Here is a 2,659-nt window from a genome sequence, read left to right as displayed (position 1 = left end):
GCCGCGCTGGCCGGCACCCTCGTCGGGGCGATGTGGCCGGCGGAACGGCTGCCGGTCGACCCGGTCCTGCGGCGCTACGGCACGGTGCGGGTTCCCGCCGCCGACGTCGACAAGGTATGCCGCAAATTCGGTGTGACGGTCAACGACGTTGCGCTGGCGGCCATCACCGAGGGGTTCCGGCGGGTCTTGTTGCGCCGCGGCGAGGAGCCCCGCGCGGACTCGTTGCGCACCCTGGTGCCGGCGCCGGTCCGTTCGGCCGTGCTGCCGTATCTGCCCGTCGAGCACGAGGACCCGGTCCAGCAGTTGCGCACGGTGCACAACCGCTGGAAGGTCCAAACGCGCGAACCCGGCATCGTGGAGTCGGCGCTCAACCGCCTGCCGGCGCTGTTGCGCAGCAACGTAGTACAGCTGCTGGCCCGGCTGCCGCACGCGGGCATTGTGACGCTGGGAACCCACACGCCCGGGCCACGCCACCAGCTCCGGCTGATGGGCCGGACGATGGAGCGGCTGCTGCCGATCCCCCCGACCGCCGTGCGGCTGAGCACCGGGGTCGCGGTGCTCAGCTACGGCGACGACGTGGTGTTCGGCATCACCGCCGAATACGACGCCGCGGCCGACGTCAAGGAGTTGGCGGCCGGCATCGAGCTGGGCATGGCGCGGATGGTGGCGCTCAGCGGAGATTCGGTGCTGCTGTTCGGCAAGGACCACCGGCGCAGGCGCGCGGCCCGCAGGCACCCGAGCCAGGCGTATCGCCCGCACCCGTCGGCGCGTTTTTGACCCGGACCCGGCGGCGCCGGGCACCGTGAGAAGGTTGGTGCATGCAGGTCAGCATCGACCCGCGCCGCCATGACGCGGTGCTGTTCGACACCGCGTTGGGCGACGCGCCGGTGCTGGTCGGGCGGCTGCGCGACGCCGGCGTCGGCACCGGCGCCTTCTCGTCGGGCGACACCCTGAGCGCGGCGGCCGACGAGATCTCGGTGCGCCCGGGCCGATGCGCCGTGGTCACCGCCGACCCGACGTCCGTCCAGGCGGCGCGCGACGCCGGCTTCGCGTTGGTCATCGGCGTCGACCGCTCCCGGGCCGCGGACGCGCTCCGGCGTTCCGGCGCCGACGCGGTGGTCGCCGACACGCGTGAGCTCGGCGTGCGGACCGGGGACCGCCGGATGTCCCAGCTGCCCGATGCGTCCGAGGCTTTGGGCGCGCTGGCCGACCGGAGGCCGGCGGTGTTCTACGACTTCGACGGCACCCTGTCGGACATCGTCGACGATCCCGACTCGGCCCGGCCCGTCGCCGGCGCGGTGCAGGCGGTGCGGAAGTTGGCCGCGCAATGTCCGGTCGCGGTGCTGTCTGGCCGCGACCTCGCCGACGTGACGAAGCGCCTCGGCGTACCCGGCATCTGGTACGCCGGCAGCCACGGTTTCGAGCTGACCGCCCCCGACGGGACGCACCACCAGAATGAGGACGCGGCGGCGGCCATACCGGTGCTGGACCAGGCGGCGGGTGAGCTGCGCGACAGGCTAGGCTCGATCCCTGGAGTTATGGTGGAGCACAAGCGTTTTGGCGTGGCGGTGCACTACCGCAACGCCGCCCGGGACCGCGTCGGTGAGGTGGCCGCCGCGGTGCGCGCGGCGGGTCGGCGCGACGCGCTTCGGGTGACCACCGGCCGCGAGGTCATCGAGCTGCGCCCGGACATGGACTGGGACAAGGGCAAAACCCTGCGCTGGGTGATCGGCCACCTCGACCGGGCCACCGCCGGGCCCCTGCTGCCGCTCTATTTCGGCGACGACATCACCGACGAGGACGCGTTCGACGCCATCAGCGCCGACGGCATCCCGATCCTGGTGCGGCACAGCGAGGACGGTGACCGGGCCACCGCCGCGCGGTTCGCGCTGGACACCCCCGCCCGGGTCGCCGAGTTCACCGACCGGCTGGCGGAGCGGTTGAGTGACGCCCGCGTGAATTGAGTTACGACCGTTGGTCATTGGACCGCCGTCATTGCCTGCCAAGGTCCTGAAAAGTGCCGCAAATCCATGCACTCGGTATCGAGGGGCGCTAATATTTCCGCCGACTCGGGAGGTCGGACATGTCTTTTGTCATCGCATCGCCGGACCTGGTGGCGGCCGCGGCAACTGAATTGGCGGCGATTCGCTCGTCGATCACGACGGCAAGCGCGGCCGCGGCGGGCCCGACGGCCCAGATTCCGGTGGCCGCCGCCGACGAGGTGTCGACGGCGATCTCGACGCTGTTCGGCGAGTACGGCCAGGCGCATCAGGCGCTCAGCGCCCAGGCGACCGCGTTTCACGACCAGTTCGTCGAGGCCCTGAGCAACGCCGGGGTGTCGTATGCGGGCACCGAGGCCGCCAACGCGCAGCAGAGCTTGCTCGACGCGATCAACGCGCCGACCCAGACGCTGCTGGGGCGCCCGCTGATCGGCAACGGCGCCGACGGGACCGCGGCCAGCCCCAACGGCGGCGCCGGCGGGCTGTTGTACGGCAACGGCGGCAACGGCTACTCCCAAGCGGCCGGCTCCGGGCTGAACGGCGGCAACGGCGGGTCCGCCGGGCTGATCGGCAATGGCGGCGCCGGCGGCAACGGCGGATCGGGCGTGGCCGGCGGCGGCGCGGGGGGTAGCGGTGGGGCCGGCGGCCACGGCGGGTGG

3 protein-coding genes are annotated in these 2,659 nt (G+C 72.7%); all 3 read left to right on the top strand.

Going from position 1 to position 2,659, the window contains the following annotated elements; all coding sequences use genetic code 11:
- On the top strand, positions 1-777 hold a 777-nt coding region (locus BN4348_RS31340), incomplete at its 5' end, for a WS/DGAT domain-containing protein (RefSeq protein ID WP_211145640.1).
- Positions 778-818: 41 nt separating this feature from the next.
- Positions 819-1,964 (top strand): trehalose-phosphatase, encoded by a 1,146-nt coding sequence (gene otsB, locus BN4348_RS31335; protein ID WP_066907851.1) that lies wholly within the window; start codon positions 819-821, stop codon positions 1,962-1,964.
- A gap of 119 nt (positions 1,965-2,083) precedes the next feature.
- Positions 2,084-2,659, top strand: a 576-nt coding sequence (locus BN4348_RS31330) for a PE family protein (protein ID WP_142308629.1), incomplete at its 3' end; no start/stop codon positions are given.

Source organism: Mycobacterium interjectum (assembly GCF_900078675.2).
Lineage (GTDB): Bacteria > Actinomycetota > Actinomycetes > Mycobacteriales > Mycobacteriaceae > Mycobacterium > Mycobacterium interjectum.
Note: the sequence above shows the minus strand (reverse complement) of the source record. Positions and strands in the feature narration are given on the sequence as shown.

Excerpts from the sequence above, each read along its gene's own strand:
- otsB (WP_066907851.1), top strand. The coding sequence starts at position 819 with ATGCAGGTCAGCATCGACCCGCGCCGCCATGACGCGGTGCTGTTCGAC.